Origin of the sequence: Salmonella sp. SAL04202, assembly GCF_046550775.1 — a bacterium.
Lineage (GTDB): Bacteria > Pseudomonadota > Gammaproteobacteria > Enterobacterales > Enterobacteriaceae > Salmonella > Salmonella enterica.
Genome location: NZ_JBGDXK010000005.1, coordinates 275,022 through 292,137 on the forward strand (window position 1 = coordinate 275,022; position 17,116 = coordinate 292,137).

19 protein-coding genes and 1 pseudogene are annotated in these 17,116 nt (G+C 46.1%); 5 read left to right on the top strand and 15 right to left on the bottom strand.

What is annotated here, in order from left to right:
- Positions 1–32: 32 nt before the first annotated feature.
- The 10 genes and pseudogenes from ACLJQJ_RS19305 to rfaQ form a co-directional block, all read right to left on the bottom strand.
- Positions 33–1,178, bottom strand: a complete 1,146-nt coding sequence (locus ACLJQJ_RS19305) for a lipopolysaccharide N-acetylglucosaminyltransferase (protein ID WP_063809476.1) — start codon at positions 1,176–1,178, stop codon at positions 33–35.
- 99 nt (positions 1,179–1,277) lie between these two features.
- A complete protein-coding gene (gene waaZ / locus ACLJQJ_RS19310) occupies positions 1,278–2,087 on the bottom strand; it encodes a 3-deoxy-D-manno-oct-2-ulosonate III transferase WaaZ (protein ID WP_000536017.1) in 810 nt (269 codons plus the stop codon).
- Positions 2,088–2,236: 149 nt separating this feature from the next.
- The gene (gene rfaY, locus ACLJQJ_RS19315; RefSeq protein WP_000582809.1) at positions 2,237–2,935 is read right to left on the bottom strand and encodes a lipopolysaccharide core heptose(II) kinase RfaY; all 699 of its coding nucleotides are present in this window, start codon (positions 2,933–2,935) and stop codon (positions 2,237–2,239) included.
- Positions 2,936–2,957: 22 nt separating this feature from the next.
- Positions 2,958–3,968, bottom strand: coding sequence for a lipopolysaccharide 1,2-glucosyltransferase RfaJ (gene rfaJ / locus ACLJQJ_RS19320; RefSeq protein ID WP_000376864.1), 1,011 nt, complete (start codon positions 3,966–3,968; stop codon positions 2,958–2,960).
- A gap of 17 nt (positions 3,969–3,985) precedes the next feature.
- Positions 3,986–4,999 (bottom strand): lipopolysaccharide 3-alpha-galactosyltransferase, encoded by a 1,014-nt coding sequence (waaO, locus tag ACLJQJ_RS19325; RefSeq protein WP_000088475.1) that lies wholly within the window; start codon positions 4,997–4,999, stop codon positions 3,986–3,988.
- Positions 5,000–5,004: 5 nt separating this feature from the next.
- Positions 5,005–6,084: a lipopolysaccharide 1,6-galactosyltransferase gene (gene waaB, locus ACLJQJ_RS19330; protein WP_063809477.1), complete on the bottom strand. Its 1,080-nt coding sequence runs from the start codon at positions 6,082–6,084 to the stop codon at positions 5,005–5,007.
- Between the two features lie 116 nt (positions 6,085–6,200).
- Positions 6,201–6,362: pseudogene (locus ACLJQJ_RS19335) on the bottom strand (glycosyltransferase family 8 protein); the annotation flags it as partial.
- A gap of 55 nt (positions 6,363–6,417) precedes the next feature.
- Complete coding sequence (gene rfaP, locus ACLJQJ_RS19340) at positions 6,418–7,215, bottom strand: lipopolysaccharide core heptose(I) kinase RfaP (RefSeq protein ID WP_000229830.1); 798 nt, start codon at positions 7,213–7,215, stop codon at positions 6,418–6,420.
- Positions 7,208–8,332, bottom strand: a complete 1,125-nt coding sequence (locus tag ACLJQJ_RS19345; protein ID WP_001261577.1) for a glycosyltransferase family 4 protein — start codon at positions 8,330–8,332, stop codon at positions 7,208–7,210. The genes rfaP and ACLJQJ_RS19345 overlap by 8 nt, the downstream gene beginning before the upstream one ends.
- Entirely contained in the window at positions 8,329–9,399 is a 1,071-nt protein-coding gene (gene rfaQ, locus ACLJQJ_RS19350; protein WP_001526672.1) for a lipopolysaccharide core heptosyltransferase RfaQ, read from the bottom strand. Before rfaQ ends, ACLJQJ_RS19345 begins: the two co-directional genes overlap by 4 nt.
- Positions 9,400–9,807: 408 nt before the next feature.
- Here rfaQ and waaA point away from each other — a divergent pair, with 408 nt between their 5' ends.
- Together waaA and coaD are read left to right on the top strand one after the other, a co-directional pair.
- A complete protein-coding gene (gene waaA / locus ACLJQJ_RS19355; RefSeq protein ID WP_000891580.1) occupies positions 9,808–11,085 on the top strand; it encodes a lipid IV(A) 3-deoxy-D-manno-octulosonic acid transferase in 1,278 nt (425 codons plus the stop codon).
- Between the two features lie 8 nt (positions 11,086–11,093).
- A complete protein-coding gene (gene coaD, locus ACLJQJ_RS19360) occupies positions 11,094–11,573 on the top strand; it encodes a pantetheine-phosphate adenylyltransferase (RefSeq protein ID WP_001171884.1) in 480 nt (159 codons plus the stop codon).
- Between the two features lie 27 nt (positions 11,574–11,600).
- Here coaD and mutM read toward each other — a convergent pair whose 3' ends face one another.
- The 4 genes from mutM to radC form a co-directional block, all read right to left on the bottom strand.
- Positions 11,601–12,410 carry a bifunctional DNA-formamidopyrimidine glycosylase/DNA-(apurinic or apyrimidinic site) lyase gene (mutM, locus tag ACLJQJ_RS19365; RefSeq protein WP_001114516.1) on the bottom strand — a complete coding sequence of 270 codons (810 nt, stop codon included), beginning with the start codon at positions 12,408–12,410 and terminating at the stop codon, positions 11,601–11,603.
- Positions 12,411–12,507: 97 nt separating this feature from the next.
- On the bottom strand, positions 12,508–12,675 hold the full coding sequence (gene rpmG, locus ACLJQJ_RS19370; protein WP_001051798.1) for a 50S ribosomal protein L33: 168 nt from the start codon (positions 12,673–12,675) through the stop codon (positions 12,508–12,510).
- Positions 12,676–12,695: 20 nt separating this feature from the next.
- Positions 12,696–12,932: a 50S ribosomal protein L28 gene (rpmB, locus tag ACLJQJ_RS19375; RefSeq protein ID WP_001519051.1), complete on the bottom strand. Its 237-nt coding sequence runs from the start codon at positions 12,930–12,932 to the stop codon at positions 12,696–12,698.
- A 217-nt stretch (positions 12,933–13,149) separates the two neighbouring features.
- Positions 13,150–13,815: a RadC family protein gene (radC, locus tag ACLJQJ_RS19380; protein WP_000380129.1), complete on the bottom strand. Its 666-nt coding sequence runs from the start codon at positions 13,813–13,815 to the stop codon at positions 13,150–13,152.
- A 175-nt stretch (positions 13,816–13,990) separates the two neighbouring features.
- Here radC and coaBC point away from each other — a divergent pair, with 175 nt between their 5' ends.
- The 3 genes from coaBC (at position 13,991) to slmA (ending at position 16,351) form a co-directional block, all read left to right on the top strand.
- Entirely contained in the window at positions 13,991–15,211 is a 1,221-nt protein-coding gene (coaBC, locus tag ACLJQJ_RS19385) for a bifunctional phosphopantothenoylcysteine decarboxylase/phosphopantothenate--cysteine ligase CoaBC (RefSeq protein ID WP_000050176.1), read from the top strand.
- Entirely contained in the window at positions 15,189–15,647 is a 459-nt protein-coding gene (dut, locus tag ACLJQJ_RS19390) for a dUTP diphosphatase (protein ID WP_000976078.1), read from the top strand. The genes coaBC and dut overlap by 23 nt, the downstream gene beginning before the upstream one ends.
- 107 nt (positions 15,648–15,754) lie before the next feature.
- On the top strand, positions 15,755–16,351 hold the full coding sequence (gene slmA / locus ACLJQJ_RS19395) for a nucleoid occlusion factor SlmA (RefSeq protein ID WP_000818607.1): 597 nt from the start codon (positions 15,755–15,757) through the stop codon (positions 16,349–16,351).
- Between the two features lie 77 nt (positions 16,352–16,428).
- Here slmA and pyrE read toward each other — a convergent pair whose 3' ends face one another.
- Positions 16,429–17,070 (bottom strand): orotate phosphoribosyltransferase, encoded by a 642-nt coding sequence (gene pyrE / locus ACLJQJ_RS19400; protein ID WP_063809479.1) that lies wholly within the window; start codon positions 17,068–17,070, stop codon positions 16,429–16,431.
- Between the last annotated feature and the right edge of the window lie 46 nt (positions 17,071–17,116).

Here is a 17,116-nt window from a genome sequence, read left to right on the forward strand (position 1 = left end):
GTATCAGCGCGTTTTTCATCATCCGGACTCAATCACTTATCAAACCAGCTTTTCATTTGTTCCTCGAAACGCTGCGCTACATTTTCCCAACTGTATTTTGAAAACACCAGGGATTTTGCTTTTTCGGCAATCTGGTGGCGTTCCTTATCAGCAAGCGCACGGTTAATATCATTAATTATACTGTCGCTCGACATAGGTTCTGCGAGGTGATAGCCCGTTATGCCATCTAACACAAATTCGCTAATCCCCCCTTTTTTGCTGGCAAGAACCGCTTTTCCTGCTGCCATCGCTTCTACAGCCACCATGCAAAATGCTTCTTCAACCTGAGATGGCACAATAACCAGATCGGCTATATGATAGAAGTTATGCATCTGGTCAGGAGATTGCCCCCCAGCCATAATACAATCAGTTCCAATCTCTTTTGCGGCGTCCAGTACTTTCTTTTGATACTCTGCTTTTTCACCCTTGCGGCTTGCATAAGGATCGCCAACAACGACAAGTTTAATATTACTTCTTAAGGTACGTAATTTTTTGAACGCCTGCAAAAGCAACAGGATGCCTTTATCAGGCGAAATTCTCCCGGCATATAAGAGAACGGTGGCATCTTCCGCAATATTTAATTGCTGACGAAGATTATCTTGTGGGTTTCTTTTATAAGTCTCAGCACAAAAACCATTAGGCACAATACTAACAGCAGCGGCGGGCAATCTTTCTTCATAAAACGCTTTAAGAAACTGACTGGGCACGATAATTTTTGCATCGTTATCAGGAAGTTCTGGTTCAAATGCGTTATGCATGTGCATAACCAGTTTTGCATTCGGATTGCGCTCTCTGATCTGCCGATACAGTTTCATACTATTATGAATAACAATGACGCTATCTTCCTGGGTAGTCACTTTATCTCTAATATTAAGGATGCGCTGGGAATAGGGTAATGGGTCGAGACGAGTCCATTTCTGAAAAAGACGCTTATAAACTTTACTAAACCCAATGTAATGAATATCACAGTTATCGTTTATTTTATTATATTCAGGATAGCCAGCATTCTTTATACAAGCAATAGCACTCGGTATTGATAGTCGTTTTGCAATCTGGTAAATCCAGGTTTCTACCGCAGCCGCACCACGAGGAGGAATTGAAAATATAGGAGTAACAGTAAATATGATTTTTTTAATCATAATAGCTATAATCCAGAATAGTTAACTTTATAGAAAAAGAAATATTATAGAAAAAGAAATGCGTGCCGAAGCAACGCAAAATAATGATTTATCTAGTGTCTAGACAATTTTATCGTAATATATTTCATCCTCAAGTTCCGAGGCTGTAATATATGGAATAATATCGTAATGAATTGCAGTATCATCTGATAAATTAAAGATATTTAAATCACTCACATTTTTTCTCATAAAAGTAAAAAATGGCAGTATTTTAAACAGATCTTTACTAAGCTCAGATGGCATAGGGCTGGTAGATTCGTCATAGAAACGTGGGCAACTTCCTGTTAAGTCAAGCCCAGAACATATAATACGGCCATACTTGAGGGAATAAGCAACCTGAATAGCGGTATAAGCAATAGTATGGCAAGAGCAATACCCGATGCTGATATCCTTGCAAAATCCAGCCAGTCGCCCTCTTTTCGAAAGAGGAACTGAAATAAGTAATGCTTTATGAACCCGCTTGAGGATATTAAATTTAATTTTCTTTAAAAAACCCCCTTTTTCTCGGCGATAAAAGGAGCGAATAATTAAACAGTTTTCCTCAATATATTTTTGATCATCCACTGAAGCCTGTTCGTACACATCAAGATTGACGATAGTAAACTGACTGTTACGGCTAAAGTTATAAAAATCTTCGCGCCGACGATGGAGGAAGCGAACATCCGTCAGAAGGTACAAAAATGGCTTGACGTTATTGTTTAGCAAATATTGAACAGAACCATTGACTGCAATGACATCTTTCATTCGTAACAAGGACAGCGGCGTCTTTCTGGACGTAGGACCAGAAAGAAAAATAATACAATCTTCAGCCGTTCTTTTCGCAATAAGTTGCAGAACATCGGCGTGAGTTATGAAGTTAACGCTGCCCATAAAAAACTCGTATGTTTATCTTGCAACCTATAAATAAATGTTATATTCAATAACTAATATTACATCTCAAATTCTCTCAAGTATGTCATAACGCTGCAGCAAATAAAAGTCAGTCAGCCCCTTAAATTAAACCAAACGTGCTACATTGATCAGCGCTTTTCCTTACCCTTAATACGACGCAAGAAATTTCGAAGTTTTTTCTTATAAATCAATAAGTAAAATCCGATATCTCTCACATTATTTTTGATACCATAATGTCTTTCTAAATCAATACGATCCTTTGCTTTTCGTTGTCTGGAAGGTCTTTTTCCGGACAAATCGATAATCCTGATCTCATTGCCTTGCAGGATAAAGTTACCTTTATGGGGATCGCCCGAAACCATACCATGCTGATGCAGAGAATATATCGACTGTTTGATTTTCCCTCTCACCTCGTCAGAAATTTCTGGCATATCAACAAGTTCAATACCTTCAATATACTCAATTATCATCACGTATGTTTTTACATAGCGTAATGTTTTAATTTCCGCCAGCAGGTAAAAATCATTAAGCGCCGCAAACCCTTCACGCCGCACACGATCTGTCTGATGAAAAAGCTTTTCGTAGTAATCTCCTTTTACTAACGATTTGAAAAAGCGTTCAGTATTTTTTACTTTTGGACTAAATACTTTGAGAATATATTTTCCGTAGTCTGTATTAATCAATACAACTTTTGTATCTTCTATATTACGGAAGACTTTAATAACCTGATGATTATAAGATAGAAAATCTTTGAATATCTCAATGTATTTTTCACCGTCTTTTTTGACAAAGACGGTATAGTTTTTAATCTTTTTTTCAATAATCATAATGGAGATTTAGGGAGGGAAATTATTTGTGGAAAAGTTTACGATAAAGATATGCGCTTCCAGCCAGAAGGCCTTTAAAATAATGCCCCTGCACAAGAAGATGTTTATATCGCTTCTTAAATTCAACTATGGTACGCGCATCTTTTGCAGGAGAATCTTTCCAGGGCGAGTTCAGTCGTGCATTTTTATAATAGATAACTGAAGGATAATTTGCCCAGGCATGCCATGGTTTTGTAGCGCCCGTATAATGAATTAAAATAGTATTATCATTAATTATATTTCTATATTTTTTATGTGACTTATCTTTCAACTCACTTTTAATAGTATAAATGGTATTATACGGTCGCGGTAAAAAAATGACTTTATCCTGTAGGAGAATATTCAAAACATCCTGATCGGGATATTTAAAAGAGTCAGCCTCTTTACCTGCCAAAAGTAAAAATGCCTTTTTGGTTAAGGCATTCTCTTTCCATAATTTCAGGTTAACAAAAACCACGCCGGAGTTAAAATAACCACCTTGTAAATTAAAAGCGCTTAATCTCTCATTTACCTTATTCTGGATGGAATCAACATCTTTTACGACCGCAGCAATCTTCTCTGTCAAATCAAGCTGTAGAAGATCTTGCAAAGATCCTTTGCATACAACATCGGCATCCAAATAAAGTAAGGTGTTTACCTTCTTGCTGAGATAATCGAAAGCAAATAAACGAAAATACATTGCTCTCGACCATACTTTAGTTTGAGGCAATACCTCAAGGCTTTCTACTTTAATAAGATAAAGAGAAATTTTTATGTGATGCTGTACGGCTAAACGCTCTATATATTTTACAAAACACGGAGAGTATGAGTCACAAATAATGTGAAAAGCGAGCGGGATATTATTGTTTAATACAACTGAAGCGATTGATACCCCCACACCATCAAGATAGTTTTCATCAACACCATAAGAAATGTTCAATACGTTATCATCATTATTATTACTTTCATCAAAAACTTTATATTCAGCTATTTCTATCTCAGGAAATGAATCCATCACATCACCTATGGGTTTTATTCAAGAAGTTTACGTTTAAAGTAGGCTATATAATAATTTATACCCGAAGTATAATGCTTCTGATTAAACATATGCTTTGCCGCATAACGTAACTGATGGCTAGTGACTGGATTTAAAAGTGCACAATGAGACCATGGTGAGTTGCTCTTAGCCTGTAAAAAATATTGTGACACAGGGTAAGCCCCCCAACTATGCCAGGGCTTCGTTGGTCCGATATAATGAACAAATACAGTCTCAGCATCGACTGGATTAATAACTGAATCTTTTAATTCATAGTTAAGACTAAATTGTGTATTAAATTTTTTATCAACAAAACGCGCTTTATTCACTAACAATATATTTAATACATCCTGATCAAGGTGCGTTATGCGCTGTACTACCTCTGGATCTTTTAGCATTTCAATCGCTTTCTTAGAGATATTTTCTGCGGTCCAAAGAGGTATGTTAATTAAAATAAAACCGGCATTAAAATAGCCAGAAACCAGCCCAGGCGTTGCCAGGCTAACCGAGCGCTTAGTCCACCATTCCAACTCGCCTTCAGCAACGACAGCCGCAATCTCATTTTCAGCGAAATTAAGATCAATAAGTTCCTGAATACTCCCCTTACATGCAATATCTGCATCCAGATAAAGTACTCTATCTGTTTTATCTGAAAAATAATCGGCGATAATGAATCTAAAGTACGTTGCATAGGTCCAGTTTTTGGTACTGGGTAGCGATTTTAAGCGCTCACAGTCGATTAGGTAAACAACAATCTGCGTAGCGTACTGTTTTGCTAATGCCTCAAATCGCTGCTGGTCTTCAGAGCCAAAGAAATCGGTAAAAACATGGAAAGCTAACGCCTTCTCTGGGTTAGCGAGGAGAACCGATGCAATAGAGACACCACAGCCAAAAAGAAAGTTTTTATCAATCCCATAAGCTATATTAAATTTAGCAGCATCACTATGTTGTGCATAGTTATAATCTAAAGTCTGTTGAATGACTTCTTCTTCAAAATATTTTCTGCTCATAGTGATCACTTTTGTAATTTCGAGAATATCGCATTATTAAAATTTTTAAAATATAGCACATCGTAAAATCTCTCAATCGTGCCGGGAATAATATCATGCTGATATTTTACCTCACCAGAAATAACACGATTAAGGTGTCCTACAAAATCATCTATAGCCCCCGGGGTGTAAAGCTCACCATTCAAACCGGGTTTAATCATATCGCGCGGGCCAGACATACAATCAGAACTAATACATGGAATTCCATATGACATTGCTTCCAGCAGGGTCATGGGAAATCCCTCAAACGCAGAGGTAAGTAGTAACGCGGTGACATTTTTTATTTTTTGCTGTACGACTTGCCACGGCGCGCTTTGCCAACCATACCAGATCACACGCTGCTCAATACCAAGCTCCCGACTATAGGCCTGGCACTTTTCAAAATCTGAGCCATCACCAATAATATGTAACTGCCATTCACCTGTCGTACGAGCTAAGCCATCAAATAAATCTTTAACTCTTTTCTGCCCTTCAAATTTAAGACGCCCTACATAGAGAAATACAGCGGGTTTATCGCGCTCAGGCGGCGGCACAATGATTGTTTTAATAGAGACAGGATTATAAACGACGCTAATATCTTGCGCTGAGATACCCCATGCCATCATCTGTTCTTTAATACCACTACTGATGGCCAGATGATAATCCGCGTACGTTATACATTCTGCATGTTTTTTATGGTCGAGCGAAAAATGCGGCCACGAGAAAATAGTAAACTGTTTACCACTTTTCTTTCGTGCTTTATTGGCATAAAGACATGAGATGACATCAATACATATCACAATATCTGGTGACGTTTCTTTCAGCCACTGACTAAAATTATAAACATGCTTAGCTCGACGAAGGAAACTTAATTTTATATTTGAGAATGATTGCGCATATTTAATCTCTTTTAGCCATGCTTTATCCATTTTGTCATTACGACAAAAGAAAAACATTTCACAGTTGATTTTCGGAGAGCTATTTTCAAACGTATAGATAACGTTGCTAATAACGGTTTCCATCCCTCCAAAACCGGATACCGCTTCGCCAATAAAAGCTATTTTCATATATACCCCAGAGTTAAAACCTTAATCTAAAGACTTTAGATATTAAATAGCAAAAATAGTAATATAACCCTATAGAGTAATTTTTACCTGACATCTCTCTTTTGCTTTAAGGCGTAGTCAATATCTTTATTATTTTCGATAATGGAATATATTGCCACACCTGCTGGCATTATAAAACCATGATCAAAGCAAAGAGCAATGTCCAGTCTTCTTCCAAAAAAATCATCATGTTGAATTATGTTTTTTTGGTTTGAAATATAACTTTTAATGTCAGACATTCTGTCTATCCTTGTCTCACTCATAAATTACTCACTGAGTGCATAATTATTATAATTACAGATTTTTTCTTATTGTTCTTTCTTTAATTCGAGCGGCTTTAACATCTGCCTGATGAATCAACCCCGATTCTTTTTGCAAAATCTCTCGCAGGGGGAGAGAGAAATACTCACGCATAAACCGGAATATATCTCGCTGAGTCAGGCCAATATTCATTGAAGAAAAATAAAGCCCAATTAAATCTTTGTCACGCCAGCGAAGGGGAACGCGCTGGCGTATCTGCGCGCGATGCAGGTCGATTACGGAGATTTTTAAATCCTCTTCGCGACCAGTGAAAGGTAAATGCAGAAGAAAGTGGCAAATATAACAGTCGCGATGGTTAATTCCCCCGGCGTGCATTTTACGTACCATAGTCGCAACACGCTTAATGATCATCCACTTCACCTGCGCGTCCGGTGGATTAACAGCCCAGTCAGCACAGTAGTCTTCAAGGCTAATGGTGGGCGTTAAATCTTCGGTGATAATAAATGATGTTCTGGTTAGCGGGTTTACGCCTTTTTCACCAAAACCAACGCCGTGCATCGTATCAACGCCCAGCTCATGTAGACGATGAATGGCGTGCCATTCTCTGTCAGCGCCCAGAACAGGCATACGTAACGAAATCAGGTTCTTCACAATTTCTTTCAGCGAAGTGCCTTTATGCCACTTCAGGAAGTAACTTTTGCCGTCCAGCTCGAACCGCAATGTTCGACGCGTCTCCAGCTCTCTGAACACTTCGCCCTGTAACGTTTTCACTTCCTCAAAAGCATCTTTACCGCGCCATAGTGTGGTTAACGGCGCTTTCAGCTCAACCATCTAAATCACCTGTAATAATATCTGCGGCCTTCTCCGGTAAGCTGTATAAATCCTGGGTATCAGCATAATACCGCGCATTTTCAGCCCAGGCGTTGCGTAAGGAAGGCTGTGTCAGCGCTTTGAGTAAAACCTCATTTAGCGCATCCTGGCGGAATGGTTCAGTCATCGCTTCGCCACAGTTGGCATCCACAATATAATGTGCATAACCGCACACCGCGGTTGTCAGCACCGGCAAACCAGCAGTAATGGCTTCCAGCAAAACAATACCAGCAGCTTCCTGATAGGCTGGATGCAGTAAAAGGTCGGCTGCCGCCATTAACTCCGCGATATCATTACGTCCGGAGAAAAAATGCACATTCGTGCCGACGCCGCTTCTTTCAGCCAGTGCTGCAAACTTCTTCGGTTTATCCTGCCCGACAACATAGAGCACCGTATTTTGCCGTAAAGATTCGGGTAGCGATGCCAGCGCTTCAATAGAGCGATCCACACCTTTACGGGTGAAGTCAGACCCTACTTGCAACAGTAATTTTTGCTGTTCTGAGATACCATTTTTCTGACGATAAATTTGACGACTGTTCGGGATCTGTTGGCTATATTTTCTGTCCGGGTAAATCCCCGGAGGAAGAATATGGAAACGCTCCGCTTCAGTCTGATAATGTTTTTGGAAGTCAGCAATCTGCTTATTCGTCAGCATTAATAGTTGCGTCGGCTTGCCGTGTTCAAACGTGGCGCGTTCAAAAGCAGCATAATGCCGATAGCGTGATGTCAGGCGATAGAAAAAACCTTTTTCCTGTGCGACTTTTTCGGCGTAACACACGTCTGCGGCGTAATACACATCAAGGCCCGGCATCTTATTGAATCCAACCACCCGATCGACAGGGTGGTCGCGCAAATGGTGTTGCACCCAGGCATAATATTCTGCGTTACGACCGTGGTTCGTCCGGGATTTAACCGGCACGCGGATTAATTCAAAGTTATCCGGGCATTCCCCTTCCCATGACTGAGTATAAACACGAACCTGATGCCCTCGCGCCGCCACGGTTTGGGCAATGCGCATAAAATCACGCTGCAGACCGCCAAAAGGAAAATATTTATATAAGCAAAAGGCAACTCTCATAGCAGGCTGTCCAAATCTATGGTGCGTGCCTCATGCGGCAGCATTTTTTCCGTCGCGGCGATAACATCTTCAGCCGGAATCACGGAAAGGTATTTTTTATTGCGATCAAGCTCATGCCGTTCAGGCATCGGCTGATAATTGCCTGCCCAAAACTGAATGATGTCGTCGGTCCAGGGACGCCAGAACACATGATCCGTCGCGCCGAAAAGGCAAATGACCGGCGTTTTGACTGCTGCGGCAATATGCCCAGGGGCCGAATCAACGCCGATAAAGAGATCCGCATGGTCAATCAACGCGCCTAATTCAGGAAAGCGAGTTTTACCCGCCAGACCAGTAACCGGTTTTGTCTCACAGCCGCGTGCAATAGCATCCACGCAGGCCATCTCGTCTGCGGCCGGGCCTGACGTCAGTACAACTTGATAACCGCGGCGCTGCACGGCATCAATAACCTGAGAGAATTTATCATTATCCCAGCACTTAAATAACTGCCGTGCCGTAGGCTGAATAACAACATATTGTCGGGTCACACCAAGTTGTTTGAGCTGTTGTCGCATGTTTTCCCAATGTTCCGGGCGATAGCTCATGGTGGTTTCCGTGACATACTGTTTTAGCGCTAACGGCTTTAGCGCGGATAATGTGCGCTCAACAGCATGTTCTCCCGCATAAGGTACTAAATGCGTAAAGCTTTTTTTCCATAAAGCAGACTGACGATTACCGAAATCCTGCGAGATTTTTATTTTTGCGTTTAAAAAACGCACAATAAGCGCCACGCTCCACTGATCGGTGAGATTGACGACCAGATCATACGAGTTAGCACGCAATTTTTTGATTAACGATAGCGCGTTTTTGATCTTCTCTTTTGTTCCTGCGCCTTTGTTACTGATGCCGTAGAGTGCATTAATCTCCGGATTTTCCGACAATATCGGTATGGTGTTCTGGTAAAGAAGCACATCGATTTTTGCATCGGGATAATTCTGCTTCAGCGTGCTGATGACAGGGGTGGTAAGTAACATGTCTCCATGAAAACGCATTTTTATAATCAGAATTCTTCGAAATGGCTTTTCCACAAGCGACTCTTTGGTTGAAATTGTCCGGATAAATAAGCAGAAAAAAGCACGCTACCGCCCCAGGCTTCACAGCAACCCGATGGCTAATACCGCACTCATTTTAGATGCGCTAGTGTAACACTTCTTTCGCAGCAATCCGATACGAATAATTTTTATACACAATCATTTTTTTAATCATAAATTCAAAGAGATATTAATTTATCCCTCTCTTGTGAATGGTCATTCCCATTGTCCGGGGCGACAAGGGCGGCAAATTTCAATGGATTGCGTAAAAATGCAAAAATAATGGGGTTCAGCGCCTGGAATCCTCGCTTCTGAGCCAATTTGGCGCAAAAATGGGAAAAGTAATGGTAAAGCCCAGGCTAAATACATAGAATCCCCAGCACATCCATAAGTCAGCTATTTACTATGCTCGAATTGCTTTACACCGCTCTTCTCTACCTTATTCAGCCTCTGATCTGGATACGGCTTTGGGTGCGTGGACGTAAAGCGCCGGCCTATCGTAAGCGCTGGGGTGAACGCTACGGATTCTACCGCCGTCCGTTGAAACCGGGCGGAATCATGCTGCATTCCGTCTCGGTGGGCGAAACTCTGGCGGCCATCCCATTGGTCCGCGCTCTACGTCATCGCTATCCCGATCTGCCTATTACCGTAACGACCATGACGCCGACCGGCTCGGAGCGCGTCCAGTCCGCCTTTGGCAACGATGTTCAGCACGTTTACTTGCCTTATGATTTGCCCGATGCGCTCAATCGTTTCCTCAATGAGATTGATCCTAAGCTGGTATTGATCATGGAGACTGAGCTCTGGCCAAATCTGATTGCTGCGCTGCACAAACGTCATATTCCACTGGTTATCGCTAATGCGCGGCTTTCCGCCCGCTCCGCCGCGGGTTATGCGAAGCTTGGCAAGTTTGTCCGTACGCTCCTGCGCCGTATCACCCTGATTGCCGCGCAAAACGAAGAAGATGGCGAACGCTTTGTGGCATTGGGCGCGAAGAACAATCAGGTCACGGTCACCGGCAGTCTGAAATTTGATATTTCAGTTACGCCGCAGCTGGCGGCTAAAGCCGTTACGCTACGCCGCCAGTGGGCGCCGCACCGTCCGGTCTGGATTGCCACCAGCACCCACGATGGCGAAGAGAGTATCGTTATCGCCGCTCACCAGGCGTTATTACATCAATTCCCGAATTTATTACTGATTCTGGTGCCCCGCCATCCGGAGCGTTTCCCGGATGCTATCAATCTTGTGCGTCAGGCAGGGTTAAGCTACATCACTCGCTCTTCGGGCGAAGTGCCGTCCGCCAGCACCCAGGTCGTGGTAGGCGATACCATGGGCGAATTAATGTTGCTCTATGGCATTGCCGATCTCGCCTTTGTTGGTGGTTCGCTGGTTGAACGCGGCGGTCATAACCCGCTGGAGGCCGCCGCTCATGCGATTCCGGTACTTATGGGTCCGCACACCTTTAACTTTAAAGATATTTGCGCCCGTCTGGATCAGGCGAGCGGACTTATCACGATTACCGATGCGGCTACGCTGGCAAAAGAAGTTTCCTCTTTACTGACCGACGCTGATTATCGTAATTTCTACGGACGTCACGCAGTTGAAGTGCTGTATCAAAATCAGGGCGCGCTCCAGCGTCTGCTGCAACTGCTGGAACCTTATCTGCCACCGAAAACGCATTGAGGACTGTCATGCAAAAACGGGCGATTTATCCAGGCACGTTTGATCCGATTACTAACGGTCATCTCGATATTGTGACGCGCGCAACGCAGATGTTCGACCATGTCATTCTGGCTATCGCCGCCAGCCCCGGCAAGAAACCCATGTTCACCCTGGACGAACGTGTGGCGCTGGCGCAAAAAGCGACCGCACACCTGGGTAACGTAGAGGTGGTAGGCTTTAGCGACCTGATGGCCAATTTCGCCCGCGACAGACAGGCGAATATCCTGATTCGTGGTCTGCGCGCGGTGGCGGATTTTGAATATGAAATGCAGTTGGCGCATATGAATCGCCATCTGATGCCGCAACTGGAAAGCGTTTTCCTGATGCCGTCCAAAGAGTGGTCGTTTATTTCATCGTCGCTGGTCAAAGAAGTGGCGCGCCATCAGGGCGACGTGACCCACTTTCTGCCGGACAATGTGCATCAGGCGCTAATGGATAAGTTGAAATAAGTTTCCTTCCCTGCCGGGCCTGGCGTTTTACTTCTGACAGTGACGGCAATAGAACGTCGCACGCTGTGCGTGTTTCGTTGCGACTATCGGCGTACCGCATACCCGACACGGCTCGCCTTTGCGCCCGTACACCTGCAACTCCTGCGCAAAATAGCCCGGTTTCCCATCGCTTTGCAGAAAATCCTTCAGCGTTGTCCCGCCTTGTTCAATAGAGCGCAGCAAAACGGCTTTAATCACCCGTGCCAGCAGGTCGCACTCCTCTGTCGAGAGTGACGACGCCAGGCGGTCAGGGTGAATACCAGCGGCAAACAGCGACTCGCTGGCGTAGATATTCCCCACGCCGACCACCAGCTTGTTATCCATCAGCCAGGGTTTAATCGCCGTCTTCTTCTTCGCGCATTTCTGCCGCAAATATTCGCCATTAAACTCATCGCTTAGCGGCTCCGGTCCCAGATGCGCCAGTACGTTATGCCCTTCCAGCTCTTTGGTCCATAACCAGGCGCCAAAGCGGCGAGGATCGGTATAACGTAGAATTTTGCCATTGCTCATCACCAAATCGACATGGTCGTGCTTTTCCGCCGGCAGCGCTTCCGACAGTATCCGCAAGCTTCCCGACATCCCCAGGTGAATAATTATCCAGCCGTCAGGCAGCTCCAGCAGTAAATATTTAGCACGACGCTGAACGCTAAGGACGGGTGTATCGCTCAGACGATAAATTTCGTCTGAAACCGGCCAGCGCAGACGGCCGTTACGGATATGGGCGTGCAGGATAGTAGCGCCAACTAAATGGGGTTCAATACCCCGGCGGCTGGTTTCAACTTCGGGTAATTCAGGCATAACGTCTCCGGCTGTGTGGCAGGTCTCATTAATATGGGGACGGCCAGAAAACAAAAAACCCCGCCGAAGCGAGGTTTTTGTTACATCAAAGCGAGAATTATTTGATTTTCGCTTCTTTGTAGATCACGTGCTGACGGACAACTGGATCGAATTTTTTCAGTTCCAGTTTTTCCGGTTTAGTACGTTTGTTCTTCGTAGTGGTATAGAAGTGACCAGTACCAGCAGAAGAAACCAGCTTGATTTTCTCACGAATACCTTTAGCCATGATTTATTTCCTCTTAGTACTTAGTACTTTTCGCCACGGGCACGCAGTTCAGACAGAACTGTTTCGATGCCTTTTTTATCGATGATACGCATACCTTTAGCAGATACACGCAGGGTGACAAAACGCTTCTCGCTCTCAACCCAGAAACGGTGAGAGTGCAGGTTAGGCAGGAAACGGCGTTTAGTCGCGTTCAGTGCGTGGGAACGGTTGTTACCGGTCACCGGACGCTTGCCAGTAACTTGGCAGACTCGGGACATGTCTATTCTCCAAAAATCAAATTAGCTCGAGCTTCGTATGGGGTATCGGCGCCTCGTCAGGCTTTACAGCCTGGTCATCGCGCAGTTCTATTGAACTCTCGATTGCCAGGCCCAAATGCCAAACCCGAGATTCTCAAAGGTGGCGTAGTATACGCTGACCCGGCGATATGCTCAAGTCCCGAACAGACAAAGATCCCGATGGATCGCGCAAAGAATCTTAAATCCAGCCGCGTTCGGCAAAAGAAACGTACTCTCCGCGCCCAATTATCAGGTGATCGAGCACCCGGATATCCATAAACTGGCAACACTTTATCACGCGCTCAGTGATAAGTTTATCTGCTTTACTTGGCTCTGCGCAGCCTGAAGGGTGGTTATGCGCCAGAATGACCGCTGAAGCATTGAGTTTAATCGCTTCCCGAACAATCTCACGCGGATGCACCTCTACGTGGTTAAGCGTGCCGGAAAACAGGCGGCTGTGCTGAAGCACCCGGTGCTGGGCATCGAGGAAGATCACCAGAAAGATCTCACGCTCTTCGCCCGTCAGTTGGCTTTGCAGAAATTCCCGCGTCATTTCCGGACTCAGCAACGCACTTTCCTCATTCATGCGCACGCTGTAATAGCGCCTTGCCAGCTCAGCAATGCCTTTCAACTGCGCGAATTTCGCCAGGCCGATGCCGTTTACGCCGCGAAACTGCGCAAAGTCCGCCGACAGCAGGCCATACAGCGACCCAAAGTGCTGCAATATCTCTTTTGCCAACGTCATAACATCTTTTCCCGGCGTGCCGGTACGTAAAAAAAGCGCCAGCAGCTCCACGTCGCTGAGGGAAGCAATGCCGGATCTGAGCATTTTTTCACGCGGTAATAATTCGTCCAACGTATCCATACGCGCACCTCCTTTTTTAAGGAAGCGGCATAGTGGCACAGCCTTTGGGAGAGATCGACGCCCCGATTTTGTTCTTGCGTAGCGCCTCGCAAAGTGGAGCGCAGGCAAAGACACGACGCCGTAGAGATTGTGATAAAATAGCCGCCTTTCAAAGTCACCCAACAGGAAAGACATGATGAGCCTGGCCGGTAAAAAAATTGTTCTCGGCGTTAGCGGCGGTATCGCTGCGTATAAAACGCCGGAGCTGGTGCGCCGTTTACGTGAGCGCGGCGCTGACGTGCGCGTGGCAATGACCGAGGCGGCAAAAGCCTTTATTACCCCCCTGAGCTTACAGGCAGTGTCGGGCTATCCCGTATCCGACAGTCTGCTTGACCCTGCCGCCGAAGCCGCGATGGGGCATATCGAGTTGGGGAAATGGGCCGACCTGGTGATTCTTGCTCCCGCGACCGCCGACCTAATCGCCCGTGTAGCATCGGGTATGGCTAATGATTTAGTCTCCACCATTTGCCTGGCGACGCCAGCCCCGGTGGCCGTTCTTCCGGCCATGAACCAACAGATGTACCGCGCTGCCGCCACGCAACATAATCTGGAGGTGCTCGCCTCTCGCGGCCTGTTCATTTGGGGGCCGGATAGCGGCAGTCAGGCGTGCGGCGATGTAGGCCCAGGCCGAATGCTGGACCCATTAGTTATCGTTGATAAGGCCGCCGCGCATTTCGCTGCCGTCAACGATCTGCGACATCTTAATATCATGATTACGGCAGGCCCGACGCGCGAACCGCTCGACCCGGTGCGTTATATTTCCAACCACAGCTCAGGTAAAATGGGCTTCGCTATTGCGGCGGCCGCAGCGCGTCGCGGCGCAAATGTCACGCTGGTCTCCGGCCCCGTTTCGTTACCAACGCCGCCTTTTGTAAAACGGGTTGATGTCATAACCGCGCTGGACATGGAAGCCGCTGTTCAGGCCGCCGTTCAACAGCAGCACATTTTCATTAGCTGCGCCGCCGTGGCTGACTATCGCGCAGAGACTATCGCCAGCGAAAAAATCAAAAAACAGGCGGCGCAAGGTGATGAATTACTAATAAAAATGGTCAAAAACCCGGACATTGTCGCCGGGGTGGCCGCACTCAGTGACAATCGCCCCTATGTTGTTGGGTTTGCCGCGGAAACGAATAATGTGGAAGAATACGCCCGGCAAAAACGTATCCGTAAAAACCTTGACCTGATTTGTGCAAATGATGTTTCTCTTTCAAATCAGGGATTTAATAGCGATAAAAACGCTTTACACCTTTTCTGGCAGGATGGAGATAAAGTCTTACCGCTTGAGCGGAAAGAACTCCTGGGCCAATTATTACTCGACGAGATCGTGACCCGTTATGATGAAAAAAATCGACGTTAAGATTCTGGACCCGCGTGTTGGTCAGCAGTTTCCGCTGCCGACTTATGCTACTTCTGGTTCTGCCGGGCTTGACCTGCGCGCCTGTCTCGATGACGCCGTAGAACTGGCGCCTGGCGCAACGACGTTGGTACCTACCGGACTGGCCATTCATATCGCCGATCCATCACTGGCGGCAGTCATGTTGCCGCGTTCGGGCCTGGGCCATAAACATGGTATCGTGCTGGGCAACCTGGTCGGGCTGATTGATTCCGATTATCAGGGGCAACTGATGGTTTCGATCTGGAACCGTGGTCAGGACAGTTTTACCATTGAACCGGGCGAACGTATCGCGCAAATGGTGTTTGTTCCGGTCGTTCAGGCCGAATTTAATCTGGTGGAAGCATTTGACGCCACCGAACGTGGCGAGGGCGGCTTCGGTCATTCTGGCCGTAAGTAAATTTTACGCATCCCCATAACGTCATAATACTGCCGCAAGCGCTGAGTTTGCGGTTATAGCGTGGGTGCTCGCCTGGCAAGTGCTTATTTTCAGGGGTATTTTGTAACATGGCAGAAAAACAAACTGCGAAAAGGAATCGTCGCGAAGAAATACTTCAGTCACTGGCGCTGATGCTTGAATCCAGCGATGGAAGCCAACGCATCACGACGGCAAAACTGGCGGCCTCGGTCGGCGTTTCCGAAGCGGCGCTATACCGCCATTTTCCCAGCAAGACCCGCATGTTCGATAGCCTGATTGAGTTTATCGAAGATAGTCTGATTACCCGTATCAATCTGATTTTAAAAGATGAAAAAAACACCAGCACGCGTTTGCGCCTGATTGTGTTGCTGATTCTGGGTTTTGGCGAACGCAACCCTGGCCTGACGCGCATTCTTACCGGGCACGCGCTGATGTTTGAACAGGATCGCCTACAGGGGCGCATTAATCAGCTTTTTGAACGCATCGAAGCGCAGCTCCGCCAGGTGCTACGAGAAAAAAGAATGCGTGAAGGCGAAGGCTACACGACGGATGAAAATCTGCTGGCAAGCCAGCTGTTAGCCTTCTGTGAAGGTATGCTTTCACGGTTCGTGCGTAGCGAATTTAAATACCGCCCAACGGACGATTTCGACGCCCGCTGGCCGCTCATTGCCGCTCAGCTACAGTAACGCTGACTGGATAGTGGCTCACGCCTTATCCAGGCGACAGAAACATAGGCCCGGTAAAGCGCCACCGGGCAATTCGCTTACACGCCAAATTCTTCCCGGTATGCTCGCACAGCCGCCAGATGCTCAGCCATATCAGGTTTTTCTTCCAGATAGGCAATCAGGTCTTTCAGCGTAATGATGGAGATAACCTTACAACCATAGTCGCGCTCCACTTCCTGAATCGCGGAAATATCGCCGCGGCCACGTTCCTGACGATCCAGCGAAATCAGTACGCCAGCCAGCGTAGCCCCGTGCGCCTGAATAATCTCCATCGACTCGCGAATCGCCGTACCTGCGGTAATCACGTCATCCACCAGCATCACGCGGCCCTGTAGCGCGCTGCCCACCAGACTCCCGCCTTCGCCATGATCTTTTGCCTCTTTGCGGTTAAAGCAGTACGGCAGGTCTTTATCGTAATGTTCCGCCAGCGCAACCGCCGTCGTCGTCGCGATCGGAATACCTTTGTATGCGGGGCCAAACAGCAGATCAAATTCAATACCGGAATCCACCAGCGCTTCGGCATAAAAACGGCCTAACAACGCCAGGTCGCGCCCGGTATTAAACAGCCCGGCGTTGAAGAAATAGGGGCTTTTGCGCCCGGATTTCAGCGTAAACTCGCCAAACTTTAGTACCTGCTTGTTAAGCGCAAACTCAATAAACTGGCGCTGATACGGTTTCATGGATTCGCTCCTTTTCTTACTTTCATCATTTACGAAATTTACGGAC